1 protein-coding gene is annotated in these 1,464 nt (G+C 57.1%); it reads left to right on the top strand.

The window, feature by feature from the left end:
- Window positions 1–68: 68 nt before the first annotated feature.
- Window positions 69–1,454: an IS701 family transposase gene (locus ACZ9H4_RS37060; RefSeq protein ID WP_476123243.1), complete on the top strand. Its 1,386-nt coding sequence runs from the start codon at window positions 69–71 to the stop codon at window positions 1,452–1,454.
- Window positions 1,455–1,464: the final 10 nt, after the last annotated feature.

The following is a 1,464-nucleotide window of genomic DNA, read 5'->3' as shown; positions in this document are numbered from 1 at the left end:
CATAGTACTACTGTGTCATAAAATTCATGGCATTATAGGAGCTTCTTCATTCTTTGCATGAGGAAGCGATGGACTGGGAGACATCGTTCGACGAATACCTGGAACACCTATGCGACACAATTGGACACAGTGATCGTCGTGCCGGTCTGGTGGGCTATTGTCAGGGTTTGATGCTGCCGATTGCGCGTAAGAGTGTTGAGCCGCTGGCGGCCCATCTCGAACCGCATCGTGTGAGTGCGCGGCACCAGTCCCTGCATCACTTCGTTTCAAAGTCAGAATGGTCTGACGCCGCATTAATCGAACAGGTTCGGCGCTGGGTATTGCCGCATATGGATCCGTCAAACGGGCTGTACTGGATCATTGACGACACGGGTTTTCCGAAGAAGGGAAAGCATTCGGTGGGCGTGGCGCGGCAATACTGTGGACAGTTGGGGAAGCAGGATAATTGCCAAGTTGCCGTGAGCCTGTCAGTAGCCACCACGGAGGCGAGCCTGCCCGTCGCTTATCAGCTTTACCTCCCGAAGGAATGGGTGGACGATCCGGCGAGACGGCAGTTGGCAGGGGTTCCCGAGGAAATTCAGTTTGCAACCAAGCCGCAGATCGCTATCGCGCAACTGCGTGAGGCAAGGCAAAGCGGTGCCCCGAATGGAGTGGTGCTGGCTGATGCGGGTTATGGAAACGACACGGCGTTTCGTGACAGCGTTGGTGAACTCGGACTGCAATACGCCGTGGGCATTCAGTCGAGCACCCGCGTGTGGCCACCGGGCCGGGCCCCACTACCTGCCGAATCCTCTACAGGCAAGCCCGGCCGACCACGAAGCCTGCAGCGCCGGGTACTGGGACACAATCCCGCCGTAGTCAAAGACCTTGCGCTCGCGCTCGAACCATCCTGCTATCACACGGTTTCCTGGCGCGAAGGCACGCGTACCGCCTTGAGTTCCCGCTTTGCGGCGTTGCGCGTGCGGGCCTCTCACCGTGATTATTGGCGGGCTACGCCGCGCGATGAGGAATGGCTGCTTATCGAGTGGCCCATTGGTGAACCCGAGCCAACCAAATACTGGCTTTCCACATTGCCCGATGCGACGGCTGTCGAACATCTGGTTCACGTTGCCAAAATGCGCTGGCGCATTGAGCGCGACTACCAGGATCTAAAGCAGGAGTTCGGCCTTGGACACTTCGAGGGGCGTGGGTGGCGTGGATTTCATCATCACGCATCTCTATGCATTTCCGCCTATGGGTTTCTCGTCGCACAGCGCCTCAATGATGGCAGTAAAAAAAACTCCGAAATCCGCAGCGCACCTGCCTTACCCACGGACTACATCCCACGCGGCTCCCAGCGAATGCAGCGACACGTACCTGACTCGATCGCAACGCTGCGCTGGCGAATTGCTGCCCACATCTCAAGGCGATTAAAGAGATGTCCGTATTGCTGTGTTACCTCAAATGTTTTGTGACACAGTAGTA

The sequence above is a fragment of the Paraburkholderia sp. TE9906 genome (assembly GCF_056279605.1).
This window is presented reverse-complemented; position numbering and strand designations above follow the sequence as displayed.